Source organism: Alteromonas sp. 5NS40-0096 (assembly GCF_057544385.1).
In genome coordinates, this window is the sequence record NZ_BAAJLQ010000020.1 from 1 (window position 1) to 1653 (window position 1653).

Consider the following 1653-nt stretch of genomic DNA (forward strand, 5'->3'; position numbering starts at 1 on the left):
AAATCCGGGTTCTTAAGGCTGAGACACGAGACGAGGCTCTACGGAGCTGAAGTGGTTGATGCCCTGCTTCCAGGAAAATCTTCTAAACTTATGATAATACGAACCGTACCCCAAACCGACACAGGTGGTCAGGTAGAGAATACTAAGGCGCTTGAGAGAACTCGGGTGAAGGAACTCGGCAAAATTGTACCGTAACTTCGGGAGAAGGTACGCCCCTGTTTGTGAAGGCCTTGCGCCGTAAGCATTCGGGGGCCGCAGTGACCAGGTGGCTGGGACTGTTTATTAAAAACACAGCACTCTGCAAACTCGAAAGAGGACGTATAGGGTGTGACACCTGCCCGGTGCCGGAAGGTTAATTGATGGGGTTAGCGTAAGCGAAGCTCTTGATCGAAGCCCCGGTAAACGGCGGCCGTAACTATAACGGTCCTAAGGTAGCGAAATTCCTTGTCGGGTAAGTTCCGACCTGCACGAATGGTGTAACCATGGCCACGCTGTCTCCACCCGAGACTCAGTGAAATTGAAATCGCTGTGAAGATGCAGTGTACCCGCACCTAGACGGAAAGACCCCGTGAACCTTTACTACAGCTTGGCACTGAACATTGAACCTACATGTGTAGGATAGGTGGGAGGCTTTGAAGTGTGAACGCCAGTTTGCATGGAGCCGTCCTTGAAATACCACCCTTGTATGTTTGATGTTCTAACATAGGTCCCTAATCGGGATTGTGGACAGTGTCTGGTGGGTAGTTTGACTGGGGCGGTCTCCTCCCAAATAGTAACGGAGGAGCACGAAGGTTAGCTAATCACGGTCGGACATCGTGAGGTTAGTGCAATGGCATAAGCTAGCTTAACTGCGAGACAGACACGTCGAGCAGGTACGAAAGTAGGTCATAGTGATCCGGTGGTTCTGTATGGAAGGGCCATCGCTCAACGGATAAAAGGTACTCCGGGGATAACAGGCTGATACCGCCCAAGAGTTCATATCGACGGCGGTGTTTGGCACCTCGATGTCGGCTCATCACATCCTGGGGCTGAAGTCGGTCCCAAGGGTATGGCTGTTCGCCATTTAAAGTGGTACGCGAGCTGGGTTTAGAACGTCGTGAGACAGTTCGGTCCCTATCTGGTGTGGGCGTTGGATGATTGATGGGAGCTGCTCCTAGTACGAGAGGACCGGAGTGGACGAACCGCTGGTGTTCGGGTTGTCATGCCAATGGCATTGCCCGGTAGCTACGTTCGGAACGGATAACCGCTGAAAGCATCTAAGCGGGAAGCCGGCCCAAAGATGAGTCATCCCTGAACTTTAAGTTCTGGAAGGGTTGTTATAGACGATGACGTTGATAGGCAGGGTGTGGAAGCGTTGTAAGGCGTTAAGCTAACCTGTACTAATTGCCCGAGAGGCTTAACCATACAACGCCAAAGTGGCTTTAGGCCTTGGTGTTGTAGACAAGTTTACTAAGATAGAAGATAGAGTAGTGTTACTCAGATTGATTAATCAGCTTTCTAGTTGTTAAGTATTCAGTTAATTGGTGATAAATCACGAATTAGCGCGACAGTTTTTGTCTGGCGGCCATAGCGATACGGACCCACCTGATTCCATTCCGAACTCAGAAGTGAAACGTATTAGCGGCGATGGTAGTGTGGGGTCTCCCCATGTGA

Annotated in this window: 2 rRNA genes; both read left to right on the plus strand. The window is 50.6% G+C overall.

The features are described from left to right. A 23S ribosomal RNA gene (locus tag AC27G9_RS21230) occupies positions 1-1404 on the plus strand; the annotation flags it as partial. Between the two features lie 152 nt (positions 1405-1556). After that, positions 1557-1653, plus strand: a 5S ribosomal RNA gene (gene rrf, locus AC27G9_RS21235); the annotation flags it as partial.